The sequence below is a fragment of the Qingshengfaniella alkalisoli genome, assembly GCF_007855645.1.
Lineage (GTDB): Bacteria > Pseudomonadota > Alphaproteobacteria > Rhodobacterales > Rhodobacteraceae > Qingshengfaniella > Qingshengfaniella alkalisoli.
Window position 1 is genome coordinate 1,345,291 of sequence record NZ_CP042261.1, and the last position, 20,878, is coordinate 1,366,168.

Genomic DNA, 20,878 nt, shown 5'->3' on the forward strand with positions numbered 1-20,878 from the left:
CCTTTCAGTCATCCGACCCTTGAAGATATTCATTGATCACGGATGAAGCGGCAATGAAATCACTAACTTCCATGGCCTCGTCAGGATTGTGTGAACCATTTCTGTTGCGCACGAAGATCATGCCAGAGGGAATGCCGGCATTAGAAAATACCGCCGCATCATGGCCACCACCTGAGGGCATAGTGAAGGCATTCAGCCCTGCCCTGTCCATAGCCCTCTCCAGCCCCTCGACGATCTTCGGATCCATCAATGCCGGCTCTGTGCGCAACTGATCACCGAATTCAAAACGTACTTTGCGCTCTCGTGCGATTTGCGCCGCCTCTTGCTGAAGGAGTTCGACCATTTGATCGAGTGTCTCAGCACTCTGACTACGGACCTCCAGGCTGAAGCCTATCATGTCGGGAATGCGTGACATCGCATGACGTTTCGGGTCTGTAGATACAATCCCCGAGGTCATGACCATGTCCTCACCTTTCTGGAGAACCGTTAGCCAGCTTTCATCCAGGCGGTGCAAAAGGTCAGCCATCGCCAGAACCGGATCATGACGATACGCACGCGGCACAGCGCCCGAATGTCCTGCCACGCCGATGCACTCCACGCACGGATATCTGATGTTGCCACGAATACCGGATACGACAGCCGCCGGCAGATCACGCTCAACAAGCAACGGACCCTGTTCGATATGCAGTTCGATGTATTCGGATATCGATTTCAGATCGCCTAACGGCCTCCCCGCTTCAACAAGAGATGTATCGATACCGATGTCTGACATATGCTCCAACATGGGGCGTTTGTCAGACTTCTGCCGCGACATATATTCCTGTTCTTTTAGCGTCCCGGTGAGCATCTTGGACGCAATATAGCAGGGTCCGAACCACGCGCTTTCTTCTGCACGCATAGCAATGGCCCGTACAGGTGTTGCGAGCTTTTCACCCCGAGCCTGTATGTCTATGAGGCAAAGAAGGGCCGCGACGACGCCAGCAAGACCATCGTAGTTGCCCCCCATAGGCACGCTATCAACGTGGGAACCGATCAGCTTATACGGGGCATTTTCATCATCTAAAGATGTTCGAAAAATGATATTTTTCCCGGCATCACAATCTACTAGAAGACCATGTTTACGCCCTATATCAGCCAAATACTCGAGTACTTTGGTCTCGATCTCGGAGAACGCCGGCCTACTGACACCTTTCGTGTCCGGCCCCATGGAAGCGACATTGTCAAAGAGCGTGGATGCCAGCTCTCTGTAGTGTTCGAGCGTGTAGGTGCTCACGGGGCAGCCTCCATGGAGACGACAGCTTCAGGGGTATCAGAGTCGATGACTGTTCCGACAATGCTGGAAAGTGATTTTATATTTCTCTCGGCACAATAGGCTTCCAGATCCCGAATGATGATGGGCATGGCCAATGGCTGTATGAAGCTGGCAGTTCCAACCTGAACCGCCGTTGCACCGGCAACCATGAACTCAATGACATCTTGAGCATTGGATATGCCGCCACATCCGATGACGGGAATATCCACCACCTTGGCGCATTGGTAGGCCATCCGCAGTGCAATAGGTTTCATGGCTGGCCCGGACAGGCCGCCCATGAGGTTCCCGAGTTTCGGCTTTTTGGTTTCAATATCAATGGCCATTGCAAGCAAGGTGTTGGCCACAACAAGCGCATCCGCACCCGCATCCTCAGCCGCATGGGCCACTTCGGACGTCTCTCCAGTATTCGGTGTCAGCTTCGCCCACAGAGGAAGGTCCGTGGCTGCCCTCAGCTTTTCCATAACCGAGCGTGTGGTCGAGGGGCGTATCGCAAAAGCCTTGCCATCCGCTTCGATGTTCGGACAGGAAATATTCACCTCAATAGCGGCCACGCCTGGAAGTGAGACGGCAGTACATAGTTCGGCGAACTCATCGGCACTGTTAGCTGAAATGCTGACGACCAATGGCGTTTGAAGCGTCTGATAGTAAGGAAGTGTTCTGCGAACGAAATACTCCAACCCTTTAGACGGGATCCCGATGGAGTTGAGCATCGACCCCTGAACTTCACAAACACGAGGGGTCGGGTTTCCCCCACGAATCTCCGCCGTGAATGTCTTGGTGACATGAGCGCCCAAGATCTCCAGATCAAATGCTTCCGCCAGCTCTTCCGAGAAGGTTCCCGATGCAGGCATGATGGGGTTCTTCAGGGTGAGCGACCCGACTTTGGTTGTAAGATCTACTACCATGCCATGGCCTCCTGTATCGAGAACACCGGGCCTTCACGGCAGACGCGTTCCTGAATAATTTCACCGTCTCTGAGGAACGGTCGCACACAGCAGTGGCACATGCCCAAACCACAAGCCATTTGCTGTTCCAACGCGATTTCACCGGGGATATTATACTCAGTGCCGATTTTCTGAAGAAGCGTTAAGAGGCGGTTCGAACCACATGTGTAGAGTGCGTCGACACCATACGTTTCGATTTCATTGGAAATCAGCGAGGAAAGATTTTCGACATCAGATGTGCCCTCAGAGTCCGTGACTGTTATCACCTTCGCGCCCATACTTTCGAACAGGTCTGTCGACATCAGTACGTCCGGGGTTCGTGCTGAACAGATAGCTGTCAAGTTGTGGCCACGTTTTTGAGCTTCCCGTGCCAATGGCGCGAGAGTGGCCAAGCCGACGCCTCTAGCAACCAGCAGGAGGTTTTGCCACGTATCTGCGATACTATACCCGTTGCCAAGCGGGCCGACGATGTCGAGCGTATCGCCCTTTCTCAAGGTCGCCAAACCGCGCGTTCCAGCACCGGTCACTTTGTACAGAAAACGTAGTCGGCCGTTCTGCTCATCGAAGTCGTAGATGCTCATCGGCCGACGCAAATAGGGCTGATCAGAACCTGCGGCAGGACAAAGCAAGTGAAAGAACTGTCCCGGCTTGCACCGCATACTTTCCACCGGAGCGGAAAGTACGAGGCATCGGTATTCACCATTAACAACAGTATTGTCGATTACGGGAGCATCAATCTGATGAACCTTTGGATCATGCTCTTCGCGCTGGAGAACAGATGAAGGGCTGTGCATGATTTGCTCCTTAACCGAAGATCAATCGCGGAACGAACAGCGATATTTCAGGCACATAGGTGATGATGATCAGAACGATGATGTTGAGAGCCACAAAGGGCCAGACACCGTTGACTATGTTCATGACGGGTTTGCCAAGCGTTGACGACGCCACGAAGATATCCAATCCAAATGGTGGCGTGATCATACCCAAGCTGATGTTGAGCGTGACGATCATACCGAAATGAATAGGATCGATGCCGAGGCTGGTTGCTACAGGGAACAGTGGTGGAACCAGGATCAGCAATGCCGAGTTCGGGTCGATGAACATACCAGCGATCAGGAAGCAGACATTGACCACGATCAGGAACTCAACCGGGCCGGCGTTGATGGCGGTCAGGAAGTCGGAGATCTGCATAGGAACCTGAGCAAGTGTTACGAAGAACGATATCAACCCACCCATCGCAAGCAGAATAAAGATGATGGCAGTAGCCACGGCACTTTTTTCCGTTATGTCGAACAGGTCACCGAACTTCAGATTTCGATGCACAACCATTTCGATCACGATGGCATACACCACGCTGATAGCGGCTGCCTCGGTGGGTGTAACTATTCCTGAATAGATCCCCCCAAGGATGATAATCGGCATGCCAAGCGCCCATTTGGCATCAAGGATGACCTTCCCGCGTTCAGACCAGCTCAGACGCGGATCGGACTTGGTACCGCTGCGGCGGGCTTCAATAGCAACATAGATGCAGAATGCCAGTCCGAGGAAAAGACCAACAGCAAGGCCGCCAGCGAACAGCTGGGCAATGGAGGTGCCTGTCATCCATCCGTAGATGATGAACGTAATGGAGGGCGGAATAAGCAACGCGGTTTCGGCGCTGGATACCAATAGGCCCAAGCTGAACTTCTCGGAGAAACCCGCCTTACGCATTTCGGGGTAAACCATGCGCCCCATCGCGGCGACTGTGGCCGGTGCAGAACCCGAAACAGAGCCGAACGCCATCGACCCACCAACAACGGTGTGACCCATACCGCCTCGTGTGTGACCAACCATCGCTTTCACCACACCGATAAGTTGGCTGGCAATCTGACCTGAGCCCATCAAGTTGGCGGCAAATATGAAGAACGGGATGGCGAGCAAGGTTGAGTGATCGATACCGCCAAGTATTTTTTGAACGATGACGGCATCTGGAAGGGTCGAGTAGAAGGCGGTCTTCGTTGCAAGTGCAGGGATTCCCAGCACGAGGAACATTTCGAAACCCGCGACGAGCAGGAATAGAGCAAGAGCGCAGATTATAATGAGCATCAGACCGTCTCCTCTCGGGCAGAAAAGCGATCAATGACGCCAAACAAGCTCAGCCCATATCGAAGAGACAATAGAAGGAAGCCTGCTACCGGTGCGCAGTAAACCAGCCCCATGGGAATACCAAGTGTCGGGCTGCTTTGTCCGGTGGACAGGACAAACCTGACCAAGCTTAGACCTAGCCACGCAACATAGAGAGAAAATACAAGTCCGATGGCATCAATGCATTTCAGTATCGCACGCCGGAGGTGACCAGGAAGGCGATCTCTGAATGTATCAACACCAACATGTTTGCCACGCTCCAGAGCAAGCCCCAGTGCCAGAAACACCAAAAACAGATTGAGCAGCCGCACTGCTTCCTCAATCCACGCGAACTGGCTGGCAAAGGTGCCGCCAATTTCACGGGTCACCACAGAGGTAAAGTATAGTGCGACCATACTTAGAAAGATTGTAACGAGTAGAGAGCGTTCGATCCATCTCAACGCATTTAGAAAAGGCATGGGGGCAGTCCTCCGATGAGATGCGATGCCGTGAAATAGAATACGGCCAGGCTGCAGTGTTCAGCCTGGCCGTCAGAGTTTCCTGGTTACTGAGACACTTCGTCGTACTGAGCCTGATAGATTTCGAGCAGCTCAGCACCGGTATCGCCAGCCATTTCTTTGTATGCGGCCGCAGCTGGATCAAACATCTTTTCACGGAAGTCCGCACGCTCTTCTTCGGATGCGACACGAACGTCAATCCCGCTTTCCTCGATGGTTTTGAGGGCATCCTCGACAGCTGCCGCCTTATGGGCTGTCAGCTCTGGGACAACGGATTGGAAGGCTTCTGTGATGACAGTTTGATATTCTTCGGGGAGATTACCCCACCAGGTCGGGTTGAACAGAATAATATCTTCCATTGCGCCGTGGTCCGAGACAACCAGATAGTCCTGAACCTCGTAGAAGTTCATGCTCTTGATGGTGTCGAGCGGGTTTTCTTCGCCATCAACAATGCCCGTCTGCAGGGATGTGTATAGCTCGCCAAACGGCAGGGCGATCGCGGAGGCGCCGAGTGCGTTGAACTGCTCGATCAAAATCTTCGAGTCCATGACGCGGAATTTCTGCCCCTCGAAATCCGAGATATCGGCGAGAGGCTTGTTGGACGTGAAACTCTTTCGGCCGTTTGGCCAGATACCGATAGCGACAACGCCTTTATCGTCGAATGTATCAAGCAACGCTTGCCCGAATTCGCCTTCACGGAGTGCCTCAGCTTGCTCCGGATCGTTCGGCAGAAGATATGGAATGTCCATGATTGAGACAGCGGAGTTGAAGCCGCCAAGGAAGGCCGCAGGAGCAACGGTCGCCTCAATCGTGCCAAGCTGAACACCTTCTGTCATCTGGCGTTGATTTCCCAACTGGGATTGCGGAAAAATCTGGAACTCAACGTTGCCATCGGTTTCTTCGCTAACGATCTGAGCCACCTTTTCCAGGTGAACATGCCGGCTCTGTTGTGTGGACTCCAGATGCCCGATCTTGGCGACATATTCCTGCGCCATAGCACCGGGTGCCACGAGAGCAATCGCTGTTGCGGCAAGAAGGCTGTTTGTTGTTTTAGTGGTGATCATTTTAGACCCCTGTTGGTTGTAATGTGCAAATCAATGCAGCTATCCGTCTCACTGTCAAGATATATCTCATTTATGAGACACCCCATCTAACGGCCCGTATTCATCTAGAAGCTCGTCCAAATGGCGGACTGCATCCGCGCCCCTCATGGAGCTACTCCAAAGCCTCTCGGCAATGTTCTCGTGTAAATTCAGCGCTTCCGGAGCTGACGTGATTAGACCAACGCCGTTTCTGATGTTGGGGTTCTGCCCAAGGCGGAAAGGGCTGATTGTGACGGTAGATTTTGTTCTCTGTCGCACAATCTGAAAGCTGGTACTTGGTATTGGCTCACTTGCGATTCCGATCTGCACCCCGATTTCTGGTTCAGCAACAAGCTTGCGGATATGCTGCACTTCGACCAACGCGCTTTGTCGGCGTTTGTCCAATATGTCCTTGGGTGCATCTCGCCCCCCTTCCAGTCCTGAGCGCAGGAAGTGGATCAGATCCAAGGATGACACTATGCTTGCTATAAGTGGTCTACGCTTTTGAAACTTGGTCTTCCGCTGCTTCAGGACATCAAGGAGTGCGGAAACGTTATCATCTTCATCCGATGCAAGGCTCTCCCTGAGGATATCCTCCAAAGCAATATCATATTCGGGGGATGTAAGCAGATATGAAACCGGACTGAACATCCCTATGATCTGGTCACATTCGTCTTCGATTTGCCGCATCCGTTCAAAAAAACTGATAGCGTTGTCGATATACTCCACCCCTACTCCGAGCAAAGTTGGAAGGGATACATCCAACTCAACAGCAATAGAGTGAAGCATCTCGATCTTGCTGATCTCTCCTTTCTCGGCGCGATAGAGAGCCGCACGGGAGATATGCAAGCGGGCTGACAGCTCCTCTGGTGAGATTCGACGACCTATCCTGTAGGATCGTAGACGTGCTCCGATCTCAACATAGTCTATGTTCTTGTTGTCGTTCGTTACCAGCATGCGACCCGCCTTCTATCGAGTAGGTAGATCTATTCATACATCAATTCTGATGCTTGTCTAATTTTTGAGATGCGTGTGAGGATTAAGTTGGTTTGCCTGACATCGGCATAAGGTACGCAGTGACGCTGGGGTGTCCAACTGTCACCTGACGAGGACACTGCCGCGAAGGTCGGCGCCACGCCACGGCCGGCCAGTTGCCCCCAGGGTCGCCGCGGCTGCCATGGACGCAGATGGCTTCATTTTCCGGACGGCGGATCGCGCCGAGTGTCTCGCCCTGCCGCTCCATCTCGATAGTTGGGTTTCTGAACGTCGGTGCTGGCTCATGCCCATAAGTCCGATTGTCGCCAGAAGAGCCGGTTGCGTGAGCCGTCAAGATGCCTTCAATCATTCGCATGCGCTCAAGCGTATTCCCGCCGCCTCCTTTCAGGTCGACGACCTGGCCGACACTTATGATCGCCAGCCCGACTACAGCGATGCTGCCATCCAGACCTGCCTTACGATTAAAGTGCTTTTCGGCATAACGCTGAGGTAGACGACAGGATTTGTCGAGAGCTTGCTGCGTCTGATTGGCCTGGACTGGGCGGTACCAAATTTCAGCACCCTGAGCCGTCGCCAGAAGACCTTGAATGTAGACATTCCCTACCGTGGATCAGGCGGCCCGTTACACCTGCTGATCGACAGCACAGGCATCAAGGTCGAGGGTGAAGGTGAAGGTGAAGGTGAAGGTGAAGGTGAAGGTTGAAGGTTGAAGGTTGAAGGTTGAAGGTGAATGGAACGCGCGAAAGCACGGTGGCACCACCCCCTCTGGCCGTCAAGGAAGCAACCGCGGCGCGGATGCTGGATATGCGCACGAACGAGTTCAGGAACCTCGTCCAGATCGGCGCGCTGCCGCAGCCCATCGACCTCGCTGGGCAGGTGCTGCGGTGGCGGGTGTCTGACCTGGAAGCCATCCTGACTGGCGCCGTTCCCGACGAAGGCTTCGAGACATGAAGAAGCTGGAGCTTCCCTATCTGGACACCATCACCGTGAAGGGGCGTACCTACCACTACTTCCGGAAAGGCAAGACAAGGGTACGTCTCAAGGCGGCGCCCGGCAGCGACGCCTTCCTGCGGGAATACTGGCATCTGCGTCGTGGGCGACCGTCTGCGGCGTCCCGGACGACTTGGGACCGGTTGATCGCCAGCTACTATCAAAGCTCAAAGTACAAGCGCCTCAGCAAGGGAACCGCAGCCAACTACAGACGGCATTGTGAAGCAATCCGTGAGAAGAACTGCGCGAGAGACGTCCGCTCTTTCCGTCGCAAACACGCCATCGAGGCGCGCGATGCCTTGCAGGACACCTGGTCGAAGGCCATCGAGCGCGTGGCCGTCCTCTCGATCCTCATGCGCCACGCCGTTGACCTCGAATGGATCGACCGCAACCCGGTCGTGGACGTCGAAAAGCTTTCGGGCGGCGCATATGAGCCATGGCCCGAGGACAAACTGCTCGCCTTCGAAGCAGCATACGAAGAGCATAGCGTGGAACGAATTATCTATGAACTGGCCATCGGCACTGGCCAGCGGTTTGGTGACTGCATCTCGATGAAATGGGACGACTTTGATGGCGAGTATATGAAGGTCGTACAGGAGAAGACCTCAGCCAAGATCCAGGTGTACTGCCCGACGCGCCTTCAGCGCTTCTTGGAAACCGTTCCCAGGAGCGGAGCCCATATTCTCGCGAAGAACCGCACACAGCATATGGACAAACGTCAGGTGCAGAAGAAGGTTGAAGCTATCCGGGAAGCCACCGGCGTCCTGTCCGGGAAAGACCGTCTAGTGCCGCACGGGTGGCGGTACACCGCCGCGACACAGCTGGCCGACGCAGGCGTCGATATGCGCGACATCCAGGCCGTGACCGGCCACAAGACGCTCTCGATGGTTCAGAAATATACCGCCCAGGCGAACCAGAAAGCAGCTTCCAGAAGGGCGCAGACGGCACGAGAACAGAGCAGAAACGAAACAGGAAAGTGCTAACAAAGTGCTAAACACAGCCGTTCCACCACGAAGAAACGGTGTAGATCTTGATATTTTCTCTTTGAAAACAAAGTGGTGCGGGTGGAGGGACTTGAACCCCCACGCCTTGCGGCGCCAGAACCTAAATCTGGTGCGTCTACCAATTTCGCCACACCCGCAAATGGTGCCCCCACACGGACTCGAACCGCGGACCCACTGATTACAAATCAGTTGCTCTACCAGCTGAGCTATAGGGGCAAACCGTTGTCATTTAACGGTTTTAGCGCTTCCTGCTTCCCCTGTCCAGATGCCCTATCATGGTCTCATTCAGGCCATCTGCACAGCGGAGAATCGCCTTCTGCGCGGTGCAGTTCTTAGGTGAACCATGTAGCGGTCGCAAGCAGGATTTTATTTTTTGACTCCATGCGACCGCCAAGCAAACCTTCACCAACTTAAGGTAACGAGACCCCGGTCGTTCCCAGGTTGCCCGCCGGAACACTCGGGCAGGTGCACTAGGCCGGTTCTTGCCGTTGACTCTGCGGTCGCGATACCACAGCGCAACTGGTCGAACCGCCCGTTGGCCACGGTGCACAACCTGAAGAAAGCTGAAATCACGGTCTGCGGAACTTTTCTGCCGTTGTCCGCCAAGGAAAAGCTGCTCGTGACTTGGTGATGAAAAGGAACTCCTATGCCTTCAACTGCCGCCGACATCGTCATCGACGTCTATCAACAACATGCCGCCTCGTGGGCCGAATTGCGTGGCAACGACCTGGTCGAACGGTCCTGGCTGGATGCCTTTCTCGGCGCCATGCCGCAGGACGGACGAGAAGTTCCGGACATCGGCTGCGGCACGAGCCGGCCGATTGCAGGCTACCTGATTGCTAATGGATGCCACGTTAGCGGAGTTGATGGCGCCCACGCGCTGATCGACATGGCGAGAGAGAACTTTCCCGATCACCTCTGGATCACGGCTGACATGCGCGATCTCCCCCCTTTAGGACGTTTCCACGGCCTTGTCGCATGGCACAGCTTCTGTCACCTGACGCCCCAAGATCAGCGCCTGATGTTCGCGACCTTCGGTCGCCTCACCCATCCTGGGGCCACTTTGCTTTTCACCAGCGGCACAACGCATGGCGAAGCGATAGGCACTTTTGAAGGGCAGCCCCTATACCATGGGAGTCTAGACAGCGCGGAGTACTGCGACTTGATGCAAACAACCGGCTTTGAAGTCATCCGGCATATTGAGAACGATCCGACCTGTGGCGGTGCGACGATCTGGCTTGCGAGGAGAACTTCGGACGTCGGTTAAGGGGTCGAGAACTGGACACTGGTTGCGCGCGACATCTATGCCGAAGAACCCGCTTGCGTTCAGTTGTCGATCAGCGATCCGCGACTGGGCTTCAACGCCTCAACCGGCCCACGATTCGACAGGAAGGCGGGCCGCGGACAAGGTGCTGCGAAGGGCGTCTTCGGTTGATTGGACACCGCGTTATAGACAAAGAACGCATTCGAACGCGGGAATGGCGTCACATTGCCGTTCGATGCGTGTAGCGTGTTGCACTCGAAAAAGATGACGGTGCCAGCCGGACCGGTTGCCGTGTCGATCCCCGCCTCGGCAGAAAGCCGTTCCAGCGTCGCCTTGGAAGGTACGCCGATTTCCTGCCGCTTCAGACTGCTTTCATGGTGGTTCGCAGGGGTTTCACCAGCGCAGGCAATGAATTGACGATGCGATCCCGGGATCAGCATCAATGGTCCGTTAAGCCCCGAATTGTCCGTCAGCAGAACCGATGCCGACACGGCACGCATCCGCGGCATTCCGTCTTCGGCATGCCATGTCTCGAAATCCGAATGCCAGTAAAACTCTTTGCCGGTGAACCCGGGTTTATAGTTCAGTCGACTTTGGTGCAGATAGACGTCATCGCCCAACAGGAACTGCGCGATGCCCAGCAACCTTTCATCCCGCGCAAGGCGATTAAACAATAGGCTGTGATCGTCCAATCGAAAGATCGTGCGAACCTCGTCTGTGCCCGGCTCCGTGACCAGATCCTCGGCGCCGATTTGTGTACCGTGCGCACGAAGCTCACCAGATGTTTCAATCAGCTTGGCAACCTCGGCCGGATCGAAAAGATCGTTCTTAATCAGATAGCCCTTGCTCTCGTAGTGATCGGCGTCCGTTCTCGTGATGGGCGCATCAACGTGCCAATCAGACCAAAGCACCGGATCACGTCGTTCCTTGATCCGTTCGCCGTCTTTCAATCTTGTCGGGTACATATCCTGAGTAGCAAATTCTCGAGTTGAACTTGCGACGTTCATTGCGTCCTCCTTTCAATTTGACAATTTTCAGGCTTTCGCAAACACGCAACTACGCGTCCCGCGCATATCCTTCAACCGCGACGCTGAAAGAATTGTTCCTGCTGTCATAAACGAAAAGGGCCGCCGAGCTTACTCGACGGCCTTAAAGCGTTTCGCATCCGCCAGTTGCGCGTCAGAGTTCTTCGACCACCACCAGATCACGCATCGATGCCGGGCGTGCGAAGTTCAGCGCTTCTTGATAGGCATCAGAGTCGTAACATTTCTGAGCGTCTTCGATCGACGGGAAGCGGACCACAACGTTGCGCTTGCGCTCCTTGCCTTCGAGTTGGACATATGCCCCACCTCGCGCAAGGAACGTGCCGCCATGCGCCTCGATGGCTGGCCCGGCCCGCTTGGCGTATTCGGCATAGGACGCTTCATCTGTTACCGTGACATGTGCGATCCACAATGCGCTCATGATTTATCCCTCCAGAACAGCGGTTGCAGCTTTGATGGCAGCATCGGCATTGGCGACATCCTTGCCGCCTCCTTGCGCCATGTCGGGGCGTCCGCCACCACCCTTGCCACCCAGTTCGGAGACAGCAGCACGCACCAGATCAACTGCGGACAGCTTGCCCGTCAGATCATCCGTGACGCCCGCCGCGACTGCCGCCTTGCCCTGCGCATCCGCAATCAGCAGAACAGCACCGGATCCAAGCCGCGCCTTATGCTCATCGACCAGGGGCCGGCAGGTCTTTTCCCGTCACGCCAGACAGGGTCTGCGCCAGAAACTTGACGCCCGCGATTTCCTGGACAGGCGCGTCATTGGAGGCGCCCCCGGACATCGCCAGTTCACGACGCAACTGAGCCACCTCGTTTTGTAGCGCCTTGCGTTCGTCCAGAAGCGCACGAATACGCTCGGGCACATCCGAAGGCTGCGTCTTCAACGAGCCGGCGACCTCGAACAGATAGCGCCCCTGCTGCGCCAGATAGTCGAATGCGGCCGCGCCCGTCAGCGCTTCAATCCGCCGAACGCCAGCCGACGACGCGCTGTCGCCCAGCAGGACGAAGACGCCGATATCGCCGGTCCGCGTGACATGAGTGCCCCCGCAAAGTTCCAGCGAATAGGTGGCCTTGTCACCCCCCTTGCCGGATCCGTCCTGCCGACCCATCGCAACCACCCGAACCTCATCGCCGTATTTTTCACCGAACAGTGCCTGAGCGCCCAGTTCGCGCGCCTCGTCCGGCGTCATGATGCGGGTTTCAACGGGCGTGTTCTGACGGATATAGTCATTGACCTCTGCCTCGACGTTCATCAGTTCGTCGGGCGTCAGCCCTTTTGCATGGCTGAAATCGAAGCGCAGGCGGTCATCGGCGTTCAGAGAGCCGCGCTGCGCGACGTGTTCGCCCAACGCCTGACGCAATGCCTCGTGCAGCAGGTGCGTAGCCGAATGGTTCGCGCGAATGGCGCTGCGGCGGGCATGATCCACCATAAGCTCCGCGCCTTGACCGGCGGAAATCTCGCCCTCCACCACCTTGGCGAAGTGGATAAAGACACCTGCGGATTTCCTGGTGTCCGTGATCTCTGCCTTGCCAGTGTCGGTTTTCATCACGCCGCTGTCGCCGACCTGACCGCCCGATTCAGCGTAGAACGGCGTCTGGTTCACCACGATCTGCAATTCGCCGATACCAGTGCTGTCGATGGCCTTACCGTCTTTAACCAGCGCGATGATCTGGCCTTCCGCCACTTCGGTGTCGTAGCCCAGAAATTCGGTCGGACCATGTTCTTCGGACAGGTCAAACCAGATCGCGGCATCCGCCGTTTCACCCGAACCAGCCCATGCTGCACGCGCCTTGGACTTTTGCTCGGCCATCGCCGCATCGAAGCCGCCCGTGTCGACGGCGCGCCCCTTTTCGCGCAGCGCGTCCTGTGTCAGATCAAGCGGAAAACCGTAAGTATCATAGAGTTTGAATGCTGCTTCGCCGGGAAGCATTGCATCGTCGGGCAGTTTGTCGAGTTCGTCATCCAGAAGCCGCAGACCGCGATCCAGCGTTTGCTTGAAACGGGTTTCTTCCAACTTCAGCGTTTCTTCGATCAGCGCCTGCGCCCGACCGAGTTCGGGATAGGCTTGACCCATCTGTCCGACCAGCGATGGCACAAGACGATACATCAACGGATCCTGCGCACCCAGCAAATGCGCATGACGCATCGCGCGGCGCATGATCCGGCGCAGCACGTAACCGCGACCCTCATTGGACGGCATGACGCCGTCTGCAATCAGGAAGGAGGTCGAGCGCAGATGGTCCGCGATCACGCGGTGATGCACCTTGCCTTCAGCGTCGGGATCGGTGTTGGTGGCATGGGCCGACGCCTCGATCAGTGCGCGAAACAGGTCGGTGTCATAGTTATCATGCTTGCCCTGCAGCAGCGCGCCAATGCGTTCCAGTCCCATGCCCGTGTCGATTGACGGCTTGGGAAGGTCTTCGCGGCGCCCATCTTCGAATTGCTCGAATTGCATGAAAACGAGGTTCCAAATCTCGATAAACCGGTCGCCATCTTCTTCCGGCGACCCCGGAGGGCCACCCCAGATATGTGGACCGTGATCGTAAAAGATCTCCGTGCAAGGACCGCAGGGACCTGTAGCCCCCATCGACCAGAAATTGTCGTCCGTCGCGATGCGGATGATGCGTTCATCCGGCAAGCCCGCATATTTCTTCCAGATATTCGCCGCCTCATCATCCGTGTGGTAAACGGTCACGAGCAGCTTTTCCTTGTTGATCCCGAAATCCTTTGTCAGCAGATCCCATGCGAATGGGATCGCCTCTTCCTTGAAATAGTCCCCGAAGGAAAAGTTTCCCAGCATTTCAAAGAAAGTATGGTGGCGCGCGGTGTAGCCTACATTGTCCAGATCGTTGTGCTTGCCACCGGCACGCACGCATTTCTGCGAGGTCGTTGCGCGTGAATAGTCCCGCTGTTCGAGACCGGTGAAGACATTCTTGAACTGAACCATCCCCGCATTGGTGAACATCAGCGTCGGATCGTTGCGCGGCACCAACGGAGAACTGTCCACGATCGCGTGGTCATTGCGGCCGAAGAAATCGAGATAAGTCGAGCGGATATCGTTCAAACTGGCCATGGTCACTTGTCTTTCTGGGATCGGATCGCACACCGTTTAACGGCCACCTTGCTCAGTGTCCATATGACGCACGGGTTCGAACGAAAAAGACCCCGGGCAATGCCGGGGCCTTTGCGTCGTAAATCAGCGTTGGAACTATTCGTCCAGGACGTCATCTGGGCTCCCCAGACTTGGCATATCAAACTCCAATCCATGCGCCGCGCGGATCTTGTCCTCGATTTCATAAGCGATCTGAACGTTTTCCTTCAGGAAGTTCTTGGCGTTCTCGCGTCCCTGCCCGATACGTTCATCGCCATAAGAGAACCAGGAACCGGATTTTTCCACGATACCGGCCTTCACACCGAGATCCAGCAACTCGCCCCGCTTGGAGATGCCTTCGCCATACATGATGTCGAATTCGACCTGCTTGAACGGGGGCGCCACCTTGTTCTTGACGACTTTCACACGGGTCTGATTGCCGACGATCTCATCACGGTCCTTGATCGCGCCGATGCGGCGGATATCCATGCGGACAGATGAATAAAATTTCAGCGCGTTGCCACCGCTTGTCGTTTCGGGCGAGCCGAACATGACGCCGATTTTCATGCGTATCTGGTTGATGAAGATCACCGTGCATTTCGATCGGCTAATCGAGCCTGTCAGCTTCCGCATGGCTTGACTCATCAGGCGCGCTTGCACGCCGACACTGCTGTCGCCCATATCGCCTTCAAGCTCCGATTTCGGTGTCAGCGCAGCGACGGAATCGACAACGACCATGTTCACCGCACCGGAACGCACTAGCGTGTCAGTAATTTCCAGCGCCTGCTCACCCGTATCAGGCTGTGAGATCAGCAATTCGTCGAGGTCGACACCCAGCTTCTTGGCATATTGCGGATCCAGCGCGTGTTCCGCATCCACAAACGCACATACGCCACCTTTTTTCTGTTCCTCGGCAACACAATGCAGCGTCAGTGTCGTCTTGCCGGAGCTTTCCGGGCCGTAGATTTCCACGATCCGCCCCTTGGGCAAACCACCGATGCCGAGCGCGATATCCAGCCCAAGCGACCCGGTCGATGTGGCCTCGATTTCGTGGATAGGGTTATCCCCCCCCAGCTTCATGATCGAGCCCTTGCCGAATTGCCGTTCAATCTGTGCGAGCGCTGAATCCAGCGCCTTTTGCTTATCCATCTTGCGTGCGTCGCCCAAGTCTAGGAGGTTTGCCGAAGCCATGTTTCCTGTCCTTATTTCACAAGCGGGCCAGCCCCGCAATGCGCCTAATGTTCTTCTCTTGTTCTCATTCTGTATGAGCCAGAGGAGACAGAAAATCAATCAAATATTAACGCCGCCTTACTTTGGGCAAAGGCCGTAAAGAAAGAGTTAGCATCGGCGGATTTGATGCTGCACCACCGAAGTGAGCTGTTGCAATGAAAACGGTTTGGGAAGGAAAACCGAGTTGGGGATTTTCAACTCGTGATCGTTGAGTGCATCCTCTGCATAGCCAGAAACGAAGACCACGCGCGTATCGGGACGATCAGACAAGGCTTTCTGCACCCAGGTCGGGCCATCCATCCCCGGCATGACCACATCGGTCACGAAGACATCTACTTCTACTGCCTTATCCGCAAGAATCGCGAGGGCCTCTTCGGCGTTCTCTGCTTCCAGCACCGTGAAACCTTTCAGTTGCAACGCTCGCGAGGCAAATGCACGCACTGGTGCCTCGTCCTCGACAAGCAAAATGATGCCATCGCAACGATCTTCATCAACCCGTGGAACCTGTTCGACGGGTTCTTCCGGGGGCGTTTCCCGTTCAGTGTGCAACGGGAAATACAGCGTAAAGATCGTCCCGCAGCCCACCGTGCTGTTGGCGAAAATAAACCCCCCCGTTTGCTTGACGATCCCGTAAGCCGTTGAAAGTCCAAGGCCAGTGCCTTCCCCCGCCTTCTTGGTCGTGTAGAATGGCTCGAATATCTTCGAAAGTTGTTCGACCGGGATGCCTTCGCCCTGATCGATCACGCGCACGACCACGTAGCGCCCCGGCGGAATGATCGCGCGGTTGCGATGCAACTCGCTTTCAAGATCGACCGACTGCGTCTCGATCACAATCTCGCCGCCATCAGGCATTGCATCGCGCGCATTGACGACGAGGTTCATGATGACCTGCTCTAGCTGTCTCTTGTCGGCACGAATCCCGCAGCCATCCGGCGAGTGGCGCAATGTCAGAGTTACGCGTTCACCCACCAGGCGGTTGAGAAGATGGGTCAGGTCGGCCAAGCCTTCGCGCAGATCAAGAAACTGCGTTTGAAGGGTTTGCTTGCGCGAGAAAGCCAAGAGTTGCCCGACCAGGCTGGCCGCGCGATTGGCATTCTGGTGTATTTGAACAAGATCGCCGTAGTCACCATCATCTGGCGCATGTCGCAACAACATCAAGTCGCAATGTCCGGAAATTGCCGTTAGCAGATTATTGAAATCATGCGCAATTCCTCCTGCAAGCTGGCCGATTGCCTGCATTTTCTGGCTTTGGACGAACTGTGCTTCAAGCGTCTTCAACTCGGTGGCATCGTTGAGAACGGCGATCAGGAACACTTCACCGCGTTCAACGCTGCGCTTCAGCGTGACCTGAACATACTTGTCCCGGTCTTGCGACGCGAGGCGCAGAAATTCCGATTGCTGCAATCCGCGTCCTTCGGCAACCTCGCTCAACCAATCCTCGACCGGGCGCCCCAGTCCCGAAATCAGTTCTGAAAGACGTATGCCAGGAATAATGTCGTCATCCAGCAAATCCCGGACAGACCGGTTGGCCGCCACAATCGTGCCGTCCCGACGGACCTTCAGAAGTGGGACGGGCAGCGCATCCATCGTAGGCGACTGCGTCGCGGCAGCCTCCAGTTCCTCGGGCAGGCAGTATATTTCATACCCTGTGGCGGTTTGGGCTGCGACTATCGACCTGTGAAGAAGTTGCTTCCCAATCACGATGTCAAGGTTTTGGACGTTGCGGCTGGTTGCGTCGAAGTTCTGCAGCCGCGCCTCGATTCTTTCTCCTCCAAGCAGTTTGATAGCCGATGGAGTGCGCGGAGTAAGGCAGTTATCCTCCCCCAGCGAGAACACTGGAAGCGACACTGGCCCGGTCTTGCTGTCTGGCGAGAACAATTCTTCGATACGCCAAAGAAAGAAACCATATTGAAGCTTTGACACCGAAATCCGACGGGTCCGGCAGTTCAAGTGCTTGTCCTCGAACGCGTAGCCGTCTCGTGCGGCGGCAAGGATCAGACGCGCAGCAAGATCGGACGAATCCGCCGCTTCATGGTCCAGGCAATGAAAGATGAGTGAGGCACCATCGGCCACGTCGGCTGCAGCACCATTGGTGTATTCGATGCGCCCGTCGACGCTGGTGGCAATCATCGGCATCGGGTATGAGCCAAACATTGCCTGAAGAGTGGAAAAGAAGTCGCCGCGCCGCTTTCTGGTGTATCCAGATATGGCGAGCACCGCTAATGAGGGCCCAAGCACGACCAGTCCAACAATCGACCCCAGTTCGGACTGAACCGGATTGCCGAACCAGATCGACACGGCCAGCACGACAAACCCCGCGACCGCCAAGCACCGCGCTACGGGCATGTTCCGCTGACAACTCGTTACGAGAGCATCTGGCAATCCGTATTCGGCCGTCACCTGACTTCTCCACCTTAACCAATCCGCAATCGATGGCTAAGCAGGACTGCGGCCCTGACTACAACTTTAAGTTGAACTTAGTCAAAATGGACCTGTCAAGGATGCAATGAAGAAACCGTCGCCTCCATCCAAGGGTGTCAGCGAACGGCCACAATCGAGAGTTGCAGACGGGTGTCGCTCTAAAAAGGACCGGATCTGGCCGGTGTTCTCTTCTTCCAGCAAAGAACATGTCATGTAGATCAGCGCCCCACCCGGCGCGACCAGCCGAGCCGCTTTGTCCAGAATGTCGGACTGTAAGGTAACCAAGTCATTCAGCCGCCCGGGCGTAAGCGACCATTTGCCGTCCGGGTTGCGCCGCCACGCTCCGCTACCGGAACAAGGCGCATCCACAACAACCGCGTCAAAGGGTGCCAGCGACGCCAGCTTCCTGGTCGGTACGCAGGTGATCTCCACGCCTGCCCGCGCCGCACGATCCGGCAAGTCTTTCATTCGTGCCATCGCGACATCATGGGCGACAAAAACTCCCTGCACACGGGCAGCCACGGCTAAGGACTTGCCGCCACCACCAGCGCAATAATCCAGCATTCTGCCACCGTCCGGCAGCGATACCATATCGGAAATTGCCTGTGACCCAGCGTCCTGTAACTCGATCGAACCGTCGGCATAGGCCTTGCTGCCACGAATACGCCGTTCGCCAGATGTCACTTCCAAGGCGGTTGGTGACAATGGATGCGGGCGTGTCTCGATCCCGTCGTCGGACAATTGATCTTGGATGTGATTCACTGGGCCTTTGCGGGTGTTTACTCGCAAAAAGACGGGAGCCCGTTCACGCATCAGCGAAAGAATATCATCCCGATTTTCGCCCACAGACACGGCCAACCGATCATAAAGCCAGTCGGGGCAATCAAGCGCGACAGAAGGGGCGGTCGAAGCCAGCCCCCCAATCACCTCGTCATTGGTGAGCGCTGCCGGGTTGTAGCCCTCGCCATTGAAAATTTCAGCCGGATCATCGCCCGCCTCCCGCAGCAGACCGATCATCAAGCCCCGACCCGTGTCACTGCCGCCAAGCGCGGCCAGGCTCCGACGCTTGCGCAGCGCATCAAATACGTGGTCACGGATGGCCGCGCGGTCTTTCGACCCGGCAAACCGATGACTGCGGGCCCAGTTGGACAGCGCCTTCTCGGCAGGCTCGCCTGCCGCAATCTTGTCGAGCACTTCGATGGCCGCCTGTAAGCGTGCACCTGGTATCATACGGTGTCCTTATCACGTCACTGTCAGGTCGCGCAGGCTACCTGATCGCGCTATAAAGGACGAGGGAGGAATTTACTCGGCAGCGAGCGCAGGCACCAGACGGGCATCCCTGAACCGATCTGCCGCTTCCCCAGTGACGTATCCCAGCCGACCGTCGCAGATCGTCGCTTCGATCTGACGGCTACGGGCGTTCACGACCACAAGGTCAGCGCGTTTTCCCGGTGCAATCATACCCCTGTCGGGCAGGCGCAGTACGCGGGCGGGATGCTCCGACACCAAGCGCCATACCTGCGCCAGATCCATGCCACTATGTTCGACCAACCGGAAAACGGCCTTGCAAAGTGCCGCCGGATCACCGTTGGAAACCAGCGCGTCGCAACCCTTGTGCTGGATCAGTTCGATCGCCGACCACCCCTGCCCGGCAGCCGTTCCAGCCAACGCGCGCGCTGCCCCGATGAACACGGCATCCCCCACGGCCCGCGCGGCGCGGGCTATCCCGATGCCCGGGGGGTCCATGCAAAGGCGTGCGCCAATCATGCTCCTGTGTTCACGGGTCTCCACGCAGTCGTCCTCGGTCGAGCCATAGACAATGCCGAGACTGTCAAATCGTTCTGCCAACTTGCACAGATGCCGTGGCACGGAATGGGCGTTCATCAGCATCCGGTCCAGCAGAAACGACATATGCTCAACCGTCCGCCCACGTTCGGCCGACCATTTTGCGAATTGGTCGGGGTCACCATCGCGAAGCAGTGCTGCACGGGCCGCACCATTGGTAAAGACCACCTGCCCGATCTCTGGTGTTTGCACCAAGTCGAGAAGCGCGGCTTCATGATGCGCCATCAGCGGGTCGCAACGCAACTGAATGCGCAGATCCAGCGGACAGGAGCGATTGAAGGTGGCTATCTGAGCGACGGCTGCAGTCGCTACATCAGGGCGGGCGTGTTCCCGGGTCCACCCCCAACTGACGCCGACATAAGCCGTCGTCACGCCAGACGCCATCATCGAAATGGTGAAGGTACTGTCCCTGCCCGAAGACCGAGACTGCGCATCGACTATTCCGGGCAACACATAGTATCCGCTCAGATCGACCGCGGGATAAGGCCCGACAGCCAAGCGCCCTTCGCAAACCGCGATGGAGCGTTGCTGGAGCAAACCGTCACGAAGAACGAACGCACCCGAAAGGCGCAATGGAGGAAGACGCGGGATCATCGACGGAGCCTACTGTTATCTTTACCTGTGGATAACATGGCTCTGTGTCCCGTATGTGACAGGGACAGGGGGATTTTCATCCTTGGCGGAACAAGATCCCCGCCGGAAAAATAAACCCCCGGTCCGGTCGGATCGGGGGTTTATCAACTTCAGAGAAGTTGCAGGTTCGACGCGCTTTCACGCCCGTCACGACCCGATTCGAGGTCGAAGGACACTTTCTGGTTGTCCTGCAGCCCTGTCAGGCCGGAACGCTCGACAGCAGAAATATGTACGAAGACATCTTTGCCGCCGGATTCAGGTGCGATGAAGCCGAAGCCTTTGGTTGAATTGAACCATTTCACGGTGCCAGTGGCCATTTCCGTGTTCTCCTAATTTAGTCTGCCCGCAACATGCGGCAGGTCGGCTAGGTCAGTGCTGATCGAAGAACTGAAAGC

At 56.2% G+C, this 20,878-nt stretch carries 17 protein-coding genes, 2 tRNA genes and 2 pseudogenes; 4 read left to right on the plus strand and 17 right to left on the minus strand.

Going from position 1 to position 20,878, the window contains the following annotated elements; all coding sequences use genetic code 11:
- Positions 1–4: 4 nt before the first annotated feature.
- The 7 genes from FPZ52_RS06875 to FPZ52_RS06905 all read right to left on the minus strand — a co-directional run bounded on the left by FPZ52_RS06875 (position 5) and on the right by FPZ52_RS06905 (position 6,916).
- A complete protein-coding gene (locus FPZ52_RS06875) occupies positions 5–1,273 on the minus strand; it encodes a Zn-dependent hydrolase (protein WP_205758571.1) in 1,269 nt (422 codons plus the stop codon).
- A complete protein-coding gene (locus FPZ52_RS06880) occupies positions 1,270–2,217 on the minus strand; it encodes a dihydroorotate dehydrogenase (protein ID WP_146364756.1) in 948 nt (315 codons plus the stop codon). The genes FPZ52_RS06875 and FPZ52_RS06880 overlap by 4 nt, the downstream gene beginning before the upstream one ends.
- Positions 2,211–3,050, minus strand: coding sequence for a dihydroorotate dehydrogenase electron transfer subunit (locus FPZ52_RS06885; protein WP_146364757.1), 840 nt, complete (start codon positions 3,048–3,050; stop codon positions 2,211–2,213). The genes FPZ52_RS06880 and FPZ52_RS06885 overlap by 7 nt, the downstream gene beginning before the upstream one ends.
- A gap of 10 nt (positions 3,051–3,060) precedes the next feature.
- The gene (locus FPZ52_RS06890) at positions 3,061–4,341 is read right to left on the minus strand and encodes a TRAP transporter large permease (RefSeq protein ID WP_146364758.1); all 1,281 of its coding nucleotides are present in this window, start codon (positions 4,339–4,341) and stop codon (positions 3,061–3,063) included.
- The gene (locus FPZ52_RS06895; protein WP_146364759.1) at positions 4,341–4,838 is read right to left on the minus strand and encodes a TRAP transporter small permease; all 498 of its coding nucleotides are present in this window, start codon (positions 4,836–4,838) and stop codon (positions 4,341–4,343) included. Before FPZ52_RS06895 ends, FPZ52_RS06890 begins: the two co-directional genes overlap by 1 nt.
- 86 nt (positions 4,839–4,924) lie before the next feature.
- Positions 4,925–5,941, minus strand: a complete 1,017-nt coding sequence (locus tag FPZ52_RS06900) for a TRAP transporter substrate-binding protein (protein ID WP_146364760.1) — start codon at positions 5,939–5,941, stop codon at positions 4,925–4,927.
- Positions 5,942–6,007: 66 nt separating this feature from the next.
- Complete coding sequence (locus FPZ52_RS06905; RefSeq protein WP_146364761.1) at positions 6,008–6,916, minus strand: helix-turn-helix domain-containing protein; 909 nt, start codon at positions 6,914–6,916, stop codon at positions 6,008–6,010.
- A 337-nt stretch (positions 6,917–7,253) separates the two neighbouring features.
- On the opposite strand from FPZ52_RS06905, the pseudogene FPZ52_RS19545 reads away from it, so the two are divergent.
- The 3 genes and pseudogenes from FPZ52_RS19545 to FPZ52_RS06920 form a co-directional block, all read left to right on the plus strand.
- Positions 7,254–7,649: pseudogene (locus FPZ52_RS19545) on the plus strand (transposase); the annotation flags it as partial.
- A 32-nt stretch (positions 7,650–7,681) separates the two neighbouring features.
- The gene (locus FPZ52_RS06915; RefSeq protein WP_205758626.1) at positions 7,682–7,906 is read left to right on the plus strand and encodes a hypothetical protein; all 225 of its coding nucleotides are present in this window, start codon (positions 7,682–7,684) and stop codon (positions 7,904–7,906) included.
- Entirely contained in the window at positions 7,903–8,928 is a 1,026-nt protein-coding gene (locus tag FPZ52_RS06920; protein ID WP_146364763.1) for a site-specific integrase, read from the plus strand. The genes FPZ52_RS06915 and FPZ52_RS06920 overlap by 4 nt, the downstream gene beginning before the upstream one ends.
- Positions 8,929–9,001: 73 nt before the next feature.
- On the opposite strand, the gene FPZ52_RS06925 is transcribed toward FPZ52_RS06920, so the two are convergent.
- Positions 9,002–9,086 (minus strand) — tRNA-Leu (locus tag FPZ52_RS06925).
- Between the two features lie 3 nt (positions 9,087–9,089).
- Positions 9,090–9,165 (minus strand) — tRNA-Thr (locus FPZ52_RS06930).
- A 430-nt stretch (positions 9,166–9,595) separates the two neighbouring features.
- Here FPZ52_RS06930 and FPZ52_RS06935 point away from each other — a divergent pair.
- Positions 9,596–10,216, plus strand: coding sequence for a class I SAM-dependent DNA methyltransferase (locus tag FPZ52_RS06935; RefSeq protein ID WP_146364764.1), 621 nt, complete (start codon positions 9,596–9,598; stop codon positions 10,214–10,216).
- 59 nt (positions 10,217–10,275) lie between these two features.
- Here the strand turns inward: FPZ52_RS06935 and thpD are convergent, their stop codons facing one another.
- The 8 genes and pseudogenes from thpD to FPZ52_RS06975 form a co-directional block, all read right to left on the minus strand.
- Positions 10,276–11,220, minus strand: a complete 945-nt coding sequence (gene thpD, locus FPZ52_RS06940) for an ectoine hydroxylase (RefSeq protein WP_146364765.1) — start codon at positions 11,218–11,220, stop codon at positions 10,276–10,278.
- A gap of 172 nt (positions 11,221–11,392) precedes the next feature.
- Positions 11,393–11,677, minus strand: coding sequence for a DUF1330 domain-containing protein (locus tag FPZ52_RS06945; RefSeq protein ID WP_146364766.1), 285 nt, complete (start codon positions 11,675–11,677; stop codon positions 11,393–11,395).
- 3 nt (positions 11,678–11,680) lie between these two features.
- Positions 11,681–14,336 (minus strand): annotated as a pseudogene (gene alaS, locus FPZ52_RS06950) (alanine--tRNA ligase).
- A gap of 135 nt (positions 14,337–14,471) precedes the next feature.
- Positions 14,472–15,545, minus strand: coding sequence for a recombinase RecA (recA, locus tag FPZ52_RS06955; protein WP_146364767.1), 1,074 nt, complete (start codon positions 15,543–15,545; stop codon positions 14,472–14,474).
- Positions 15,546–15,692: 147 nt separating this feature from the next.
- The gene (locus FPZ52_RS06960; RefSeq protein ID WP_146365690.1) at positions 15,693–17,930 is read right to left on the minus strand and encodes an ATP-binding response regulator; all 2,238 of its coding nucleotides are present in this window, start codon (positions 17,928–17,930) and stop codon (positions 15,693–15,695) included.
- Between the two features lie 135 nt (positions 17,931–18,065).
- Positions 18,066–19,235: an RsmB/NOP family class I SAM-dependent RNA methyltransferase gene (locus FPZ52_RS06965; RefSeq protein ID WP_146364768.1), complete on the minus strand. Its 1,170-nt coding sequence runs from the start codon at positions 19,233–19,235 to the stop codon at positions 18,066–18,068.
- Positions 19,236–19,307: 72 nt separating this feature from the next.
- Positions 19,308–20,444, minus strand: coding sequence for an amidohydrolase family protein (locus FPZ52_RS06970; protein WP_146364769.1), 1,137 nt, complete (start codon positions 20,442–20,444; stop codon positions 19,308–19,310).
- Between the two features lie 149 nt (positions 20,445–20,593).
- Positions 20,594–20,800, minus strand: a complete 207-nt coding sequence (locus FPZ52_RS06975) for a cold-shock protein (RefSeq protein ID WP_146364770.1) — start codon at positions 20,798–20,800, stop codon at positions 20,594–20,596.
- Positions 20,801–20,878 lie beyond the last annotated feature (78 nt).

Coding starts and splice junctions, on each gene's coding strand:
- FPZ52_RS06965 (WP_146364768.1), bottom strand. CDS start 19,235: ATGATACCAGGTGCACGCTTACAGGCGGCCATCGAAGTGCTCGACAAG.
- FPZ52_RS06885 (WP_146364757.1), bottom strand. CDS start 3,050: ATGCACAGCCCTTCATCTGTTCTCCAGCGCGAAGAGCATGATCCAAAG.
- FPZ52_RS06895 (WP_146364759.1), bottom strand. CDS start 4,838: ATGCCTTTTCTAAATGCGTTGAGATGGATCGAACGCTCTCTACTCGTT.
- FPZ52_RS06890 (WP_146364758.1), bottom strand. CDS start 4,341: ATGCTCATTATAATCTGCGCTCTTGCTCTATTCCTGCTCGTCGCGGGT.
- FPZ52_RS06900 (WP_146364760.1), bottom strand. CDS start 5,941: ATGATCACCACTAAAACAACAAACAGCCTTCTTGCCGCAACAGCGATT.
- FPZ52_RS06970 (WP_146364769.1), bottom strand. CDS start 20,444: ATGATCCCGCGTCTTCCTCCATTGCGCCTTTCGGGTGCGTTCGTTCTT.
- thpD (WP_146364765.1), bottom strand. CDS start 11,220: ATGAACGTCGCAAGTTCAACTCGAGAATTTGCTACTCAGGATATGTAC.
- FPZ52_RS06920 (WP_146364763.1), top strand. CDS start 7,903: ATGAAGAAGCTGGAGCTTCCCTATCTGGACACCATCACCGTGAAGGGG.
- FPZ52_RS06935 (WP_146364764.1), top strand. CDS start 9,596: ATGCCTTCAACTGCCGCCGACATCGTCATCGACGTCTATCAACAACAT.
- FPZ52_RS06975 (WP_146364770.1), bottom strand. CDS start 20,800: ATGGCCACTGGCACCGTGAAATGGTTCAATTCAACCAAAGGCTTCGGC.
- recA (WP_146364767.1), bottom strand. CDS start 15,545: ATGGCTTCGGCAAACCTCCTAGACTTGGGCGACGCACGCAAGATGGAT.
- FPZ52_RS06880 (WP_146364756.1), bottom strand. CDS start 2,217: ATGGTAGTAGATCTTACAACCAAAGTCGGGTCGCTCACCCTGAAGAAC.
- FPZ52_RS06960 (WP_146365690.1), bottom strand. CDS start 17,930: ATGCCCGTAGCGCGGTGCTTGGCGGTCGCGGGGTTTGTCGTGCTGGCC.
- FPZ52_RS06905 (WP_146364761.1), bottom strand. CDS start 6,916: ATGCTGGTAACGAACGACAACAAGAACATAGACTATGTTGAGATCGGA.
- FPZ52_RS06945 (WP_146364766.1), bottom strand. CDS start 11,677: ATGAGCGCATTGTGGATCGCACATGTCACGGTAACAGATGAAGCGTCC.